The organism is Brevundimonas sp. (genome assembly GCF_046293315.1).
Taxonomy (GTDB): domain Bacteria; phylum Pseudomonadota; class Alphaproteobacteria; order Caulobacterales; family Caulobacteraceae; genus Brevundimonas.
In genome coordinates this window covers 1-514 of sequence record NZ_JBKBPF010000130.1, presented here as the reverse complement: position 1 = coordinate 514, position 514 = coordinate 1, and the positions used below count along the sequence as shown (strand labels likewise).

Here is a 514-nt window from a genome sequence, read left to right as displayed (position 1 = left end):
CTGCAAGGCCGCCGACCTGGATCGCGCCCTGTTCCTGACCTACGCCATGGTCCTGCTGAACCAGGACGGCGACGCCATGGGCAAGGCCCGCGCCTATGCCCGCATGTACGGCGACCTGAACCGTGAAGCCGCCCTGCGCACCCTGCGCTTCTGGCGCGCCCGCCGCGGCGCCCAGGCGGCATAGCGCTTCTAATTCCTCCCCGTCCCGGGGAGGGTGGCTGAGGCCGTCAGGGCGAGGCCGGGTAGGGGCGGCAAGGCTGAGCATCCGCGCCTTAATCCTCCCCCGTTTACGGGGGAGGGGGACCATGCGCAGCATGGTGGTGGGGGCGGATACAAGCGCGGCGTCTACGGCTTGCCCCCTCCACCGCCTGCGGCGGTCCCCCTCCCCCGCTGCGCAGGGGAGGATCGCTAACCTCTCCCCAATCTTGACGAGTCATTGCGACACCGGGGGTTAACCACCCGAGGCTAGGTTTGGGCCGCATGTCCGAGCCCGCGCTTAATCCCGATCGGCCGC

General features: G+C 69.8%; 1 pseudogene. It reads left to right on the top strand.

Going from position 1 to position 514, the window contains the following annotated elements:
- A pseudogene (locus tag ACK4SE_RS14385) lies at positions 1–184 on the top strand (hypothetical protein); the annotation flags it as partial.
- Positions 185–514 lie beyond the last annotated feature (330 nt).